Source organism: Prochlorococcus marinus str. MIT 0917 (genome assembly GCF_027359575.1).
Classification (GTDB): domain Bacteria; phylum Cyanobacteriota; class Cyanobacteriia; order PCC-6307; family Cyanobiaceae; genus Prochlorococcus_B; species Prochlorococcus_B marinus_D.
This window is the reverse complement of the sequence record NZ_CP114784.1, coordinates 206,177-219,914: the sequence shown is the minus strand read 5'-3', so window position 1 is coordinate 219,914 and position 13,738 is coordinate 206,177. Positions and strand designations below refer to the sequence as shown.

Below are 13,738 nucleotides of genomic sequence, written 5' to 3'. Positions count from 1 at the left end.
AATATGTACAAAACCTACAATTTCAATAAGCAATGTGAAGGGATATGGAACTTACAGACCTATAAATATATCCTCTTACTGTTCTTTGTTTATTTCTCGTGCAGACCTACGGGAATCCTAGCGTTACCTATGACTGGTACGCGGGTAATTCAGGGACGGCCAATCGCTCCGGAAAATTCATCGCTGCGCATGCTGCCCATGCTGGTTTGATGATGTTCTGGGCAGGTGCGTTCACTTTATTTGAGCTAGCTCGTTATGACTCATCCGTTGCGATGGGTAATCAAAACTTGATCTGCTTGCCTCACCTTGCACAACTTGGAATAGGTGGAATCGAAAACGGAGTTATAACTGAGCCTTATGGTTGCACAGTTATTGCTGTACTTCACCTAATTTTCTCTGGTGTTCTTGGTGCTGGTGGAATTCTTCACTCCACAAGATATGACGGTGATTTAGGAAACTATCCTGAAGGAAGTCGTCCTAAAAAGTTTGACTTCGAGTGGGACGATCCAGACAAACTTACATTTATTCTTGGTCACCACCTTATTTTCCTAGGTTTGGCAAACATTCAATTCGTTGAATGGGCTCAATATCATGGTATTTGGGATACTGCTTTAGGAGCTACTCGTACAGTTTCTTACAACCTAGATTTAGGAATGATTTGGAATCACCAAGCTGATTTCCTTCAAATCACAAGTTTGGAAGATGTTATGGGCGGTCACGCATTCTTAGCATTTTTCCAAATAATTGGTGGTGCATTCCACATCATTACTAAGCAATTCGGTGAGTACACAGAATTCAAAGGTAAAGGACTTCTTTCAGCAGAAGCTGTTCTTTCATACTCACTAGCTGGTGTTGGTTACTGTGCACTTGTTGCAGCTTTCTGGAGTTCAACAAACACAACTGTTTACTCAACAGAATTCTTTGGAGATGTACTTCAACTCAAGTTTGATTTCGCTCCTTATTTTGTTGATACCGACGCATCACTTGCAACTGGTGCTCATACTGCTAGAGCTTGGTTAGCGAATGTTCACTTCTATCTTGGTTTCTTCTTCATTCAGGGACATCTCTGGCATGCATTAAGAGCTATGGGATTTGACTTCAGACGCGTAGGTAAAGCGTTCGACAATATGGAAAACGCAAAAATCACTAACGGTTAATTATTAACTAATTTATTAATTTCATTAGTGAACAAAAAGGCCCCTTGCGGGCCTTTTTTAATGCGAATATTTAGTAGAAAAAAATACATACCTGCTCACATTAATGTCACAATTAACTAACTCAAAAGATAAAAATGAAATAAAAATAGCCAGCTGGTGTGACTTTTTATACGTAGAGCAGGAAAAAATCTCAAGAGCTTGTTGCTATTGAGAATCGGTTGCAAAAAGCTCAGAGTTTTGTGTAAATTAGAAATCCATCAAGCTCCTTCAAGTTTTAATGAGCTTTAGAACCTACGCAGAAACTCCCTCATCAGCTGTTCGAATGGCAACGGGGCAATCGGTGCTCATAGATCCTTCCTCCAGAAGAGGAGATAGCTGCTTGGAAGTTTTAAATGGTGTTGCTCGTGTTTATTGCCCTTGCGAAGAAACAGAAGGGATGACATTGGCTTTCTTGCAGTCTGGCGATCAATTAAGAACAGACCGTCTGTGCAGTGAAGGTGTATGCGTAGAAGCTTTAACCCCTCTTTGCTTTGTAAGCGATGCTGAAACATCAGTTGAGGCAGTAGGTTATGACGCTGTCAACGAATGGACACTTCAGCTACTTAGGATTAGACATTTAGGTAATGCTGAACAAAGACTACAGGCTTTATTCGCTTTATTAGTTAACCGACTTGGGAGAAGATGCGGTGATTGGTGCCAATTACCATTCAGACTGACTCATGAAAGAATTGGAGAGTTAATTGGATCTACAAGGGTTACTTCTACTCGTTTGATTTCAAGGCTGAGAACAGCGGATTTACTTAAAGCACCATCAGGTGATCCAACTCTCAGTCTTGCACCGGAGTTCATTGAGTCATCACCATTAACGATGTAAAAAATAATGAATCAAAATCTAATTTCCTATTCCGAATCTATTGTATTTTCACTCTGCAAAGAGATAGAATTTATAAAGACAAGATCCAAAAACATCAATAGCTCTCTAGAGACTTGTCATAACAAGTCTCTATCAAAAAGATTAAAGCTAGAGCTAGATAAGCTAAATGAACATAGACTAAAAATATTAACCATATCTGAAAGCATGTTCAATAGAAATTCTCAGGATTTATCTTTAGAGTTTTTATTAGAATTAACTAAAAGATCTAATTCTTTTAAACAAATATAATTTTAACAAAAGATAAAATTAATTTATATTTAATTCATTATCAATAATGAATAATGCGGAGGGATCATTATTAGCAAATTTAACTTTACCGAGTAAGTAAGCCATTTCATCTTCAGATTTAATTTGTTCGTCTATAACAGGGTCAAGGAATACCGTAGTACGAGTATCATTTGATCTTTCTGCCAATGAATAGAGCTGCTGAACAGAGGTTGTTACGTCAGCCTCCATTTGAAAAGATAAAGTAACTAATTCCAGGACCGTCTTCCATTCTTGTATTGGCTTAGTTACTTCTTCGAGTTCAACAGTTTGACCTCGAGCAATCATATATTTAGCGAAGTTAAATCCATGCTCTTGTTCAGATAAAGACTCTTTCTTGAAAAACGAGGAAAATCCTCTTAGTTCTCTTTCTAGGAACCAAAGGGACATAGCTAAATATTGTGCGCTTGAAACCCTTTCAAGAGAAGTATGTTGATAAAGAGCGTCAAGAAGATCAACATCCATGGGCTGTGCAATTGCACGGCCTGAAGGACCCACGTTAAGACCTATTGAATTGGATGTAGTTGATTGCATAACAAAAAAGCTAGGCCAAAGAACGCAAAAACTAATTTTTGTTCAATCAAATGATAACTCCTCTCGTATCATATTGTTGTTATTAACTTAAATTTTTAAATTTATTTATTTGATAATGAATCTCATTTGCGCCTAAAAGTATAATTTTAATATAATGATTCCTTTAAAGTATTTAGAAAGTAGATTTGATATTTTCTGGTAGAACAAAAAAGTTTTTTTCATTAATTGTTTCAACCTTACATGTATCTCCAATAGATAAATGTGTATCCAAGCTCATCTCCGATCTTAACTTTACCCCATCACTTATTACAGTATAAACATAATGATCAATGCGATATTCTTTTGAAATGACTGTAAAGAGATCATTTGCACAAGCTTTAATACGAATAGCATTTTTGTCAAACATACAAACAGATTTTGATGATATAAATGTATCGCTAGGAAAATTTAATTTACCAATACATGTTGAATAAGAATCTTTAATGTATCTAATAGGCAAAATATTTTTTTGAAGCACAAATTGACCTACAAAATCATTGGATGGGCTTGAAACCATATCAAAAGGAGTTGCGTATTGCTGAATTTCCCCCTTTCTTAATACAGCCACTCGATCACAAATAGCTAATGCTTCATGAGGATCATGAGTTACCAAAATTGCAGATGCCGAACAGGATTTTAAAACAGAAGATAGTTCAGACCTTAATCTAGATCTAACTTCAACATCTAAAGAACAAAAGGGTTCATCCAACAAAACCAAGGATGTACCAGGTGCCAGGGCACGAGCTAATGCCACTCTTTGACTCTGTCCCCCAGAAAGTTCGTGAGGAAATCTATTTTTAAACTCATAAATATCCAATAAATTTAATAGCCAGTTTGCTCTTTTTATAGATTCTTCTTTGTGATTTATACCAAAACAAACATTGTCCCAAACATTTAAATGAGGGAAAAGAGCATAGTCTTGAAAAACCATCCCTATTTTTCTTCTCTCAGGAGAGAGAAGATGATGATTATTTGAGATTATTTGCCCGTTTTTTTTTATTAATCCGCGTTTAGGCTTTTCAAAACCTGCTATCAATCTTAGAAGAGTAGTTTTCCCACAACCCGAAGGACCTAACAACCCAACTAATTCTCCGGGTCTTAGAGAGAAATTAATATCTTTTAAAACCCAATTATTATTTTTACTAGGTTTAAACTCATGCCATAAATTTTGAATTTCTAGTTCAGTATTCACCAAAACTATTTTTGTTTATTCTATTCACTAGAAATCAATAAAAAAACAAACTAACCACAAAAACCAAAAAACCATGAGCAAAAATCACAGGCTCTCGTATAAAATGATACCAATACTTTCTCATGTAAGTCTCTAGCTTCAAGCCAAAGGATTTTATTAGGTAACTTTAGAAAAAATGATATTCATACTGAAATGAAAAAAGATGAAAGGGTAAAAATAATAATTAAGAGGCTTGAAGAAATATATCCTGAGACACCGATACCATTAGATCATCAAAATGGTTTCACGTTGCTCGTAGCAGTTGTACTAAGTGCACAATCTACGGATAAGAAAGTTAATGAATTAACTAAAGAACTTTTCAAGGTTGCTCCCTCAGCTGAAAAAATGTATAAATTAGGTGAGCAAAAAATATATAATTACATAAAACAACTTGGACTTGCAAAAACAAAAGCAAAAAATACTTATAAATTATCAAAGATTATTCATGAGAAATTCAATAACATAGTTCCAAATTCATTTAAGGAACTTGAATCACTTCCTGGCGTTGGTCATAAGACAGCAAGTGTTGTTATGTCTCAAGTCTTTGGTGTTCCATCATTTCCTGTCGATACCCATATACATAGATTAGCTCAGAGATGGAGATTAACTTCAGGCAAGAATGTAATCCAAACGGAAAAAGATCTAAAAAGATTATTTCCAAAAAATCTTTGGAATAAGTTACATCTACAAATTATTTTTTACGGAAGAGAATATTGCTCAGCGAGAGGATGTAACGGTACAATCTGTAACTTATGTAAGGAACTTTACCCTAATCGAAAGAAACCAATTATTTGTATAAAGGCTTAATAATTATCTATTAATTTTACTATCTCAACAAAAAGGACTATTTCTTGCTAGAAACATATCAAAGGAATTTAATTCGAATGAAATTAGCCATAACAGGAGCTTCTGGGAAAACAGGCTTTCGAGTAGCAGAGGAAGCAAAATCAGCTGGATACGAGGTGAGATTGATAGTTAGATCACAGTCTGAAATTCCTGACTCTATAAAATGTTGTGAAAGGTATGTTTTGTCAGACACTAATGGAACCACACTTGATTATGCATTACAAGGTTGTGAGAGCCTAGTTATAGCGACAGGTGCGAGGCCATCTATCGATTTAACAGGTCCAGCAAAAGTGGATTATTTAAATATAAAAAAACAAATTGAAAGCTGTAAGAGACAAAAGTTAAATAGGGTTGTTCTTGTTAGTTCACTTTGTGCTGGGAAATTGATACACCCTCTAAATTTATTTGGTCTTATACTTATGTGGAAAAGATTAGGTGAGAGATCTCTGCAAAAAAGTGGTCTAGATTGGACTGTCATACGTCCTGGAGGTTTGAATGAGAATGAGACTAATTTAAAAAATCAGAACATTTTGTATTCTGGTGAAAAAACGCAAGAAGAAGGCTCGATCCCCAGAAGACTGGTTGCAAAAGCCTGCATAGAAGCTTTAAAAACAAAAGATTCGATCGAAAAAATCATCGAGATTACTAGTAGCGAAGAGAATCCGAAAACAAATCTGAGTAAGGCAATAAATACGTTTAGTATTTGACTGTATAAACTTAAATTGACTATGAATACCAACGCTAAAATTGACGCGTTGCAGCTAATGCTTACTGATTTAAGAACAAGAAACGAATCAATAAGACATAAAGCTGCATTTAGAGGATGCCAACCAGAATTCCAATCATTAGTTACGACACTTATTGATCAATTAGAAACTAAATTGAATGAAGAAAAACAAATTCATAGAGGAAAATTAAATTCCAATGCATGAAAAAGAAAGTCTTAACCCAATTCCAAGCAAGCCAACCCATATACATCATTCATAGAAACCGGAGGTTGTGAACCTCTATACATCCTGAAAGTTTCAGATTCTGATGTGAAACCTAATTTTTTAAAAACTACAGAAGCTGACTTATTAAGGCCAGGAGCGTCGATAATTATCAATCCAGGATGGCACTCAATTAATTTCTTCAATAAAATTTTTAAAAGCTTTGGTGTGTCAGCCATTAAAGGGCCAATTCTCCATCCATCTCCGTTTTGTAAAAGACATGGTCTTATTCGCCCAAAGCCATGACATCGGTTTTCTTTATCAATAATTGCTATTACCTTTCCAGCTGGATGAGTCAGCCAATCCGATAAAAAATGAGGTCTAGGTGTTGTTTCTCTCTTTTCGTCAAATCTTTCTACTGCATCTTGAGGAATTGAGGAGCCTTCAACAAAGCTGAAATCATCTAAATAATCATTCAAAGAGTTTTCCTCAAGCAATTTTCCATCGCCCATCCATTGCCATCTAGTTGTTTTCGAAGAAATAGTAAATCCCCACTTTGAGTAATCGTTAATTCTCTCTGGAGCTGCCTCTAGACCAATACAAGGTAAATCACATAAATGACTTAAAGCCTTTTTCCAAAGCTGAAGGCCAAACCCTCTACCTCTATACTTCTCAATTACTAAAAACAATCCAAGAAATCCGTAATATTGATTATATCGAACACCTGCTATGCATCCAATAGGAATATCATTCAACCAACCGACCCAAAGTCCTTGTTTGTCTGTATTTTGATATATAACCAAATCACCAACTCCTGGAGCAAAACCTTCTTTTCTTGAAATTTCAGTAACAAAATCGATATCTTCATCACGTAAAGGTTTAATAGATAAAAGATCATCCATAAATTATATTTTTCAATAAATAATAAATCTAATAAAAATAATTAATAAATCTATAAATATGAGCAAAAAAACATCTAACTATTAATAGATATAATATATATTAATAGTTAGAAATTTAATTGATATTTTATTCAAATATCGAAAAGGGAGAATTTTTTTATTTACATACTAATAAAGAATATCAATGCAAATTATTTCGAAATATATAATTAATAAATAAGCTTAATCAAATCACCATTAACAGATAAATTTGAAAGTTCAGAATAACCACCTATAAAACGATTGTTTATAAAAATTTGTGGAAAAGTAGATATAGAAGATTTATTACTGATTTTTTTAAATTCTTCATCATTAGTAATTAGATAAGAATTATATTTTATATTAAAAGATTCAAGAAGTTTAAGAGCTCTTTTTGACCAAGGGCAATCAGGAAGAATATATATATCAACGTTTGCAGGATTAGGTTTAGAACTAACAAATGATGTCTTTTTAATATTAGGAATAACCCCAATCAATATATCCAATGATTTTAGAACCATTGTTCCAGAATGAAGATGACCTCCAAATACACTGCAATTTTCATCTGATACACTTATGTGAAGATGAGATTCGGTTGACATTATATAACCACTTAAAGTTATTATCTCTAATTTCTTTTCTAAAATTACCGGTTTATCATTTAAAGGGCATTTTAATGATACTTTTGAAAGATCACCTACAGCACTTATTAAAAATGCTGTAGAATTATGTTGCTTGTGCAACTCATTTAATGAATTGTAAACATCTACTCCTGTAGAAAAATTATAAAAAAAATGTTCCATAATATTAATATTATTAGTAGTTGAAATTTTAAGTTATTCTTGATCTAATTTCCTTATGATAAATGCCATTGCCACCAATGATAAGAAAAACATGAGAATGAGAAATGAAGTCATGGTTTTACTCTACTAATTCTTAGTGTAATATAATAGGTTATATATCGACTATACTTAAGGATTTTAAAAAAAATTTACCACATAAAATGAACAAGAAAATTATCAATTCAAAAAAATTTATTATTTGGCCTAAGATTATAAATGGACTTACAATTTCAAGGATATTGCTTGGATTACCAATAATTATTTCGCTGAGGAATGGTAATAATGATATTTTTATTTTTCTAATCTTGATAGCGGCTCTTACTGATTTTCTTGATGGTTATTTTGCACGTAAATATGATCATAAGTCTGTTTTTGGTGCAAAGTTAGATCCTCTAGCAGATAAGATACTTCTTATTGGTCCAATGATTTGGCTTGTCTATGAAAATCTAGTACCCTTATGGGCTATCTGGTTAATAATATCGAGAGAACTCTTGATAACAAGTTGGCGATCTGATAAAACATCAGGCGGTCCTGCCTCGATTCAGGGTAAATATAAAACTACATTTCAATTTGCCAGTATAATTCTCTTATTATGGCCAACAAATTGGGGTACAATTTATACCATTTATATTGTTAATAAAATAGGCTATATATTATTTTGGATAGCATTATTTCTCACCTTAAGTTCTGCAATAAAATATCTATTCAATCAAAAAGAAGATCATCGGAACTAAAATCAACTTGTTCATGATTAGCTAAAAGATAATCATTCTTATAGCTATCAATTAAACCATTTAACAAATCGAATTTGGGTTTCCAAGATAAATCCTTTTCTATTTTCGAAGTGTCAGTATAGAAATTAGTTAACCTTAAAGGGAAAAGTTTTCTTGCCTTAGGATCAAGTTTTGAAGGATCAAAAGAACGTAAATTAAAATCAGTCAGTTTATTTCCAGTAGCTAAAATTGCTGTTTCAATTAAACCTTTAAAAGTGACTGCTTTACTTCCTGAACAATTATAAATTTGATTAATCGCTTTATCATTTTCAAGAGATTTTGAAATGGCCTGGGCCAAATCAGAGACATGTCCTAATTGCGTGATGGTTTGACCATCAAAAGGTACAGGGATAGATCTGCCATTAGTTATACGGTCAAAAAACCATTTTTCAATAGGATTGTAGTTGCCTGGGCCATAAATATATGTTGGACGAAAACTTGTAAAAGGAATACCTTCAGCCTTGAGCCATGACTCTGTTTTTGCTTTACCTATATGACGACTTTCAAGATCTATTGGACTCTCTTCACTAACAGGAAATAATTGTGTGTTTTCATATATGCCTGCAGAACTGATATAGATAAATCTAAAACCAGGAAGACCTGAGAATTTAAGAAGTCTTTGGGTATCTTCCAACTTGCGTCCAGAGCTATCAACAATAAGATCAAATGAATGCTTAGATAGTTTTTTTAGATCATCATCATTTAACCTGTCTCCCTTTAGGTGAGTTATATTTTTTGGTACTGGTAATTTTCCACGTGTAAAAACAAATATCTCATGTCCTTTTGATAGCAAGCTCGAGACAAGAGCTTTTCCTACAAACCTTGTTCCGCCGTAAAAAAGAACTTTCAAGATACTTTATTAAAAAAATTATATTAAAGCCTATAGATAATCTCCTAGAGCCACATAAATGATGTTAGATGAATAGTAATAATTTTTTTTTTGATGGAAGTCATACCTGCAATAGATCTACTGAATGGAAAATGTGTTCGATTAAATCAAGGAAATTACAATAAAGTTACTAAGTTCAATAGTGATCCTGTAAAACAAGCTCAGATTTGGGAAAGCCAGGGAGCAAAAAGACTACATCTTGTAGATCTTGATGGGGCTAAGACTGGTGAACCCATAAATGATCTAACAATAAAAGAAATAAAAAAATCCATTACAATACCCATTCAACTTGGTGGTGGAATTAGGAGCATTGATCGTGCAAAAGAATTATTCGATATTGGAATAGACAGAATTATTTTAGGGACAATTGCGATAGAGAAACCGGAATTAGTTAAAGATCTATCTAAAGAATATCCCCAAAGAGTTGCAGTAGGTATTGATGCCAAAGAAGGAATGGTAGCTACTCGAGGTTGGTTAAAACAAAGCAAAATATCATCTCTGGATTTAGCTAAACAACTTAACGATCTCGAATTGGCCGCAATTATATCAACTGACATTGCAACTGATGGCACACTGAAAGGACCTAATGTTCAAGCCTTGAGAGAGATAGCCGAGATAAGTATTAATCCAGTAATTGCTTCAGGAGGGATCGGCTCAATAGCTGATTTAATTTCCCTAGCTGATTTGGAGAATGAAGGTATTAAAGGAATAATCGTAGGCAGAGCACTATATGACGGCTCAATAGATTTAAAAGAAGCGATATTAACTCTAAAAAATCTTCTTATTCAAGATTCATTTAATGATAAAGATACATTTCTTGCCTAACATTTATAAAATATTATTGGTCCTTTTGAATTTATGGGATAGGGCTGGAAGTATTTTTAAATCAAGTTATCTTAAATAGGATAGGTTCTAGAATTCAACTTGATAGAAGAAAGAACAAAACAAATTTTAATGATAGCGCCTTCACTATTGGGCGAGTCATTGGCTTTGCAGCTAACATCACAGGATAATAATCTAGAAATAATCCTAAACAAAAAAGATATAAATGGGTTACCCAAACTTATTCTATTTTGCCTTGAAGAAGTAGAACTCTCAAACCCAATAAAACTAGAAATTCTTAAGCTTAAAGAAAGATGGGATCAAGCTCCTATTTTAATTGTAATACCAAAGAGCATTAAATTATCCTCTGCCGATTTGATGACCTTTGGCAGTGAAGGAGTTATTCAAGATCCTACTGTTGAACTTTTAAGAGATACAATAAATATTTTGCTTGGGGGCGGCAGAGTATTTAAAATTAATAATGAAACAAATTACAATACCAGCTCAATTCATAATTCATATGGATTAGGACATTGGTTACTAACTAGTGGTTTATCACAAATAAATAAAGATCTACATAAGATAGATCACATGATAGGTAAGAAATCAATAAATACATTTTATCTTTTTATATTACTAGGTAGGAGAAGAGAACTATTAACAGCAAAGAGATTAATTATCTGGTTATGGGGGCCGCTAGAGGTATTAATAGAGTCACCAATTAAAGATACTCGCAATATAAATCTAATCAACAAATATAGTACTGACATAACAATAAGGAATACTTCAACTAATGAATTGTGGAATGTGATTTATAAAAGAGTAAAGGATAGAATTCAATATGACATATTAAATTCTACTGATGAATTAGCAGCTCTTTATTCATTAAATAAAAACAAACGAATTAATCTCTTGAAAACTCTTCTGCAAGAATTTTCAATTATTATCAACAAACTTGATTCAAGTAATAATCAAGAAAAAGAGTTTGATAATATTTTACAATCAATTACTACTGAATTACGCGCTAATACATTACGCAACTTCATAGATTCATATGATAGTTTGCAAAAGAATGGTATTGACGTTTTTATTTCAGAGTTTTTAGTACATAATGCAGAGCTTGGAACACTTGATGATGAACTACCTTCAATTTCCTTAATAATAGATCCAATATTAAATAACAAGCCGATTCTCATCGATGGAGAATATTTATCAATAGAAGATCCTAGATCTGTTATTCAATTAGAAACATTTATTCTAAATTGGATATTCAGGACTGCTGAAATAGTTAGTGAAGAGATTATATCTTCATGTTCTGAATGGCCAGAATTACGTAAATACTTTCTAAACAAAGAATTATTTTCAACAAGGGAACTAGAACGAAAAAGAAATCACATAAATACAAGTAGTCAACTTCAAAATCTATTCAAAAAGCCAGTTAGATTGTACGAAAGTAAAAGGTTATATTATACAGTAAAAAACAATAAAATTGAAAAGATTATCATCCTTGAGCCTAGAGATGATGAATTAAAGAAATTAGACTGGGCTCAAAGACAAATAGCATTTGTCATAGAGTTAAGAGATGCTTTGGCTCCACAAGTACAGGCAATAATTCAATACTTAGGTGATTTAATAGTACTAATTCTCACAAAAGTTGTTGGAAGATCTATAGGATTAATTGGCAGAGGTATCGCTCAAGGTATGGGGAGAAACCTATCAAAGGGATAATTTATTAATAAATATAGCGAGATCAGCTTTAAGACTTTATAATTTAAAAAATTAGTACTTTACATTTATTTTGTTAAAAATATTCTCCTCACTACTTATACTTACTTTTCTATTTGTTAAACCAGTATATTCGGCAAGAGATACTGATAGTTATGATGGAAATATATACCCAATCTATGCCGGCAACGGATCATTAGTTCCACCACAAAGCACATTATCAGAGTCATTAAAGAACGAAAGAACAAGTGTTTTAGTTTTCTATCTAGATGATAGTTCTACTAGTAAACAATATGCACCTGTAGTTTCAGGTATTAAGTTATTGTGGAGCTCATCTGTTGATTTAATTCCTCTATCAATTGATGAATTAGATAATGATGACACGAAAACTTTTAAGGACCCAGGCTATTACTGGCATGGAAAGATACCACAGACAGTGATTATTGACGGAAAAGGTAATGTTCTCCTAGATGAAGAAGGGCAAGTATCATTCGATGATATTAATGATGCAATAACCAAAGGGACAGGTCTCAAGAAACCTGATTTCGATCTAACAGTCAAAAGCTTTAACGAATACAATAGTGAGCCATCTAAAGATGGTTATACTAAACCTAGAGGCAGCTAAAAATGTAATAAAGTCACTCTATATTTTTAATTAAATTATCAAATATTTTCTTTAAAAAATGTTATTAAGTTCTTTTCTTCTCATAATATCTATATTTTTTTTGATTGAAATAAGTCATTATTTTAATCAAAATTCGCCATTAATTCTTAAACCCAAAGAATTTAAAAAAATCAGACTAGATTCTAATCATAAATATATTACTTTGGTTGAAATTAAAAATTCAAAGAAGAGAATGGAAGTTATGATTCCTTCTTTTACTGTTAATCCTCAGTTAATTGGTATATCTACAAACGAGATAATAAAGATTAATACAAAAATCAAACCACTTCATCCAGATGAAGAAGAACAAAAAAATGATTATTGGTCTGCATACATCTTAAAGGCAAAAAAGTCGACATTTGTCGAAATTGAAATTGAATATGAGATTAAAAATACAGCTATAGATAAGATTAAATGTTTGTGGCTAGATATAGAATGGGGTAATTACGGACCATTCGGTTCTTACAAAAGGTACGATGGGTTTGTATTACCTTATTTTTTAGATTTACCTAAAGATGATTCCTATAATAATAAATTAATAGAACCAATTAAAACCCATATTCTTGGAACCTTAGATGATCCAATTGATATATTAAAAACTTATATGCCACTAAATTGTAGGCCTACAGATATTCTTACAATTGGAGAGTCTCCTTTAGCAATAATGCAAGGAAGATATATAGATTATAGAAACATTAATGCAAGTCTAATTTCAAGATTAATTTGCAAAGGATTTCATCCAACTAGTAGTTTAGCCACTGCTCCCGGAATGCAAACCCTAATAAATATTTCTGGTCCAACACGTGTAATAATTTCATGGTTAATAGGAGGAATATTTAAATTATTTGGAGTAAAAGGTATATTTTACCGCTTAGCAGGTGAACAAGCAAGATTGATTGACGATATTACTGGTACTACGCCACCCTATGATAAAAGTATAGTTTTAGGGCCTAAAGATACTCAAACTTTTTGTATTGAAGTCGCTAAAAAACTAAACATTGATGTAGCTGTTGTAGATGTAAATGATCTAGGGAGAGTTAAAGTTCTATCAACAAGTAATGTTAATAATGCTGAAATAATAAAAAGAGCTTTAACATCAAATCCAGCAGGTAATGCAAACCAACAAACACCATTAGTACTCATAAGATCAGATGAACTAAGTTAAAAGT

General features: G+C 32.6%; 15 protein-coding genes. 10 read left to right on the top strand and 5 right to left on the bottom strand.

Annotation, left to right across the window (positions count from 1 at the left end; all coding sequences use genetic code 11):
- Positions 1–98: 98 nt before the first annotated feature.
- Positions 99–1,157 (top strand): chlorophyll a/b binding light-harvesting protein, encoded by a 1,059-nt coding sequence (locus O5637_RS01165; protein WP_269605384.1) that lies wholly within the window; start codon positions 99–101, stop codon positions 1,155–1,157.
- A gap of 277 nt (positions 1,158–1,434) precedes the next feature.
- On the top strand, positions 1,435–2,031 hold the full coding sequence (locus O5637_RS01160) for a Crp/Fnr family transcriptional regulator (protein WP_269605382.1): 597 nt from the start codon (positions 1,435–1,437) through the stop codon (positions 2,029–2,031).
- A 306-nt stretch (positions 2,032–2,337) separates the two neighbouring features.
- Here the strand turns inward: O5637_RS01160 and O5637_RS01155 are convergent, their stop codons facing one another.
- A complete protein-coding gene (locus O5637_RS01155) occupies positions 2,338–2,889 on the bottom strand; it encodes a ferritin (RefSeq protein WP_269605380.1) in 552 nt (183 codons plus the stop codon).
- A gap of 172 nt (positions 2,890–3,061) precedes the next feature.
- A complete protein-coding gene (locus O5637_RS01150; protein ID WP_269605379.1) occupies positions 3,062–4,120 on the bottom strand; it encodes an ABC transporter ATP-binding protein in 1,059 nt (352 codons plus the stop codon).
- 192 nt (positions 4,121–4,312) lie between these two features.
- Between O5637_RS01150 and nth the strand changes: the two genes are divergently transcribed.
- The 3 genes from nth to O5637_RS01135 all read left to right on the top strand — a co-directional run bounded on the left by nth (position 4,313) and on the right by O5637_RS01135 (position 5,937).
- Positions 4,313–4,966, top strand: a complete 654-nt coding sequence (nth, locus tag O5637_RS01145) for an endonuclease III (protein ID WP_269605378.1) — start codon at positions 4,313–4,315, stop codon at positions 4,964–4,966.
- Between the two features lie 77 nt (positions 4,967–5,043).
- Complete coding sequence (locus O5637_RS01140; protein WP_269605377.1) at positions 5,044–5,712, top strand: SDR family oxidoreductase; 669 nt, start codon at positions 5,044–5,046, stop codon at positions 5,710–5,712.
- 21 nt (positions 5,713–5,733) lie between these two features.
- Positions 5,734–5,937: a hypothetical protein gene (locus O5637_RS01135; protein ID WP_269605375.1), complete on the top strand. Its 204-nt coding sequence runs from the start codon at positions 5,734–5,736 to the stop codon at positions 5,935–5,937.
- An 11-nt stretch (positions 5,938–5,948) separates the two neighbouring features.
- Here the strand turns inward: O5637_RS01135 and O5637_RS01130 are convergent, their stop codons facing one another.
- Positions 5,949–6,836, bottom strand: a complete 888-nt coding sequence (locus tag O5637_RS01130) for a GNAT family N-acetyltransferase (RefSeq protein WP_269605374.1) — start codon at positions 6,834–6,836, stop codon at positions 5,949–5,951.
- 209 nt (positions 6,837–7,045) lie between these two features.
- Positions 7,046–7,657, bottom strand: a complete 612-nt coding sequence (locus tag O5637_RS01125; RefSeq protein ID WP_269605372.1) for a PCC domain-containing protein — start codon at positions 7,655–7,657, stop codon at positions 7,046–7,048.
- A gap of 200 nt (positions 7,658–7,857) precedes the next feature.
- On the opposite strand from O5637_RS01125, the gene pgsA reads away from it, so the two are divergent.
- On the top strand, positions 7,858–8,430 hold the full coding sequence (gene pgsA / locus O5637_RS01120; protein ID WP_269605370.1) for a CDP-diacylglycerol--glycerol-3-phosphate 3-phosphatidyltransferase: 573 nt from the start codon (positions 7,858–7,860) through the stop codon (positions 8,428–8,430).
- On the opposite strand, the gene O5637_RS01115 is transcribed toward pgsA, so the two are convergent.
- Positions 8,402–9,319, bottom strand: a complete 918-nt coding sequence (locus O5637_RS01115) for an NAD-dependent epimerase/dehydratase family protein (RefSeq protein ID WP_269605368.1) — start codon at positions 9,317–9,319, stop codon at positions 8,402–8,404. The two genes, pgsA and O5637_RS01115, sit on opposite strands and share 29 nt — an antisense overlap.
- A 93-nt stretch (positions 9,320–9,412) precedes the next feature.
- On the opposite strand from O5637_RS01115, the gene hisA reads away from it, so the two are divergent.
- From hisA to O5637_RS01095, 4 genes are all read left to right on the top strand, one after another.
- Positions 9,413–10,183: a 1-(5-phosphoribosyl)-5-[(5-phosphoribosylamino)methylideneamino]imidazole-4-carboxamide isomerase gene (hisA, locus tag O5637_RS01110; protein ID WP_269605367.1), complete on the top strand. Its 771-nt coding sequence runs from the start codon at positions 9,413–9,415 to the stop codon at positions 10,181–10,183.
- Positions 10,184–10,312: 129 nt separating this feature from the next.
- Positions 10,313–11,908, top strand: a complete 1,596-nt coding sequence (locus tag O5637_RS01105; RefSeq protein WP_269605366.1) for a DUF3685 domain-containing protein — start codon at positions 10,313–10,315, stop codon at positions 11,906–11,908.
- 67 nt (positions 11,909–11,975) lie between these two features.
- Complete coding sequence (locus tag O5637_RS01100; RefSeq protein ID WP_269606867.1) at positions 11,976–12,530, top strand: thylakoid membrane photosystem I accumulation factor; 555 nt, start codon at positions 11,976–11,978, stop codon at positions 12,528–12,530.
- 241 nt (positions 12,531–12,771) lie between these two features.
- Positions 12,772–13,734 carry a hypothetical protein gene (locus O5637_RS01095; RefSeq protein WP_269605365.1) on the top strand — a complete coding sequence of 321 codons (963 nt, stop codon included), beginning with the start codon at positions 12,772–12,774 and terminating at the stop codon, positions 13,732–13,734.
- Positions 13,735–13,738 lie beyond the last annotated feature (4 nt).

Coding starts and splice junctions, on each gene's coding strand:
- pgsA (WP_269605370.1), top strand. CDS start 7,858: ATGAACAAGAAAATTATCAATTCAAAAAAATTTATTATTTGGCCTAAG.
- O5637_RS01095 (WP_269605365.1), top strand. CDS start 12,772: ATGATTCCTTCTTTTACTGTTAATCCTCAGTTAATTGGTATATCTACA.
- O5637_RS01155 (WP_269605380.1), bottom strand. CDS start 2,889: ATGCAATCAACTACATCCAATTCAATAGGTCTTAACGTGGGTCCTTCA.
- nth (WP_269605378.1), top strand. CDS start 4,313: ATGAAAAAAGATGAAAGGGTAAAAATAATAATTAAGAGGCTTGAAGAA.
- O5637_RS01105 (WP_269605366.1), top strand. CDS start 10,313: ATGATAGCGCCTTCACTATTGGGCGAGTCATTGGCTTTGCAGCTAACA.
- O5637_RS01160 (WP_269605382.1), top strand. CDS start 1,435: ATGAGCTTTAGAACCTACGCAGAAACTCCCTCATCAGCTGTTCGAATG.
- O5637_RS01135 (WP_269605375.1), top strand. CDS start 5,734: ATGAATACCAACGCTAAAATTGACGCGTTGCAGCTAATGCTTACTGAT.
- O5637_RS01125 (WP_269605372.1), bottom strand. CDS start 7,657: ATGGAACATTTTTTTTATAATTTTTCTACAGGAGTAGATGTTTACAAT.
- O5637_RS01140 (WP_269605377.1), top strand. CDS start 5,044: ATGAAATTAGCCATAACAGGAGCTTCTGGGAAAACAGGCTTTCGAGTA.
- hisA (WP_269605367.1), top strand. CDS start 9,413: ATGGAAGTCATACCTGCAATAGATCTACTGAATGGAAAATGTGTTCGA.
- O5637_RS01130 (WP_269605374.1), bottom strand. CDS start 6,836: ATGGATGATCTTTTATCTATTAAACCTTTACGTGATGAAGATATCGAT.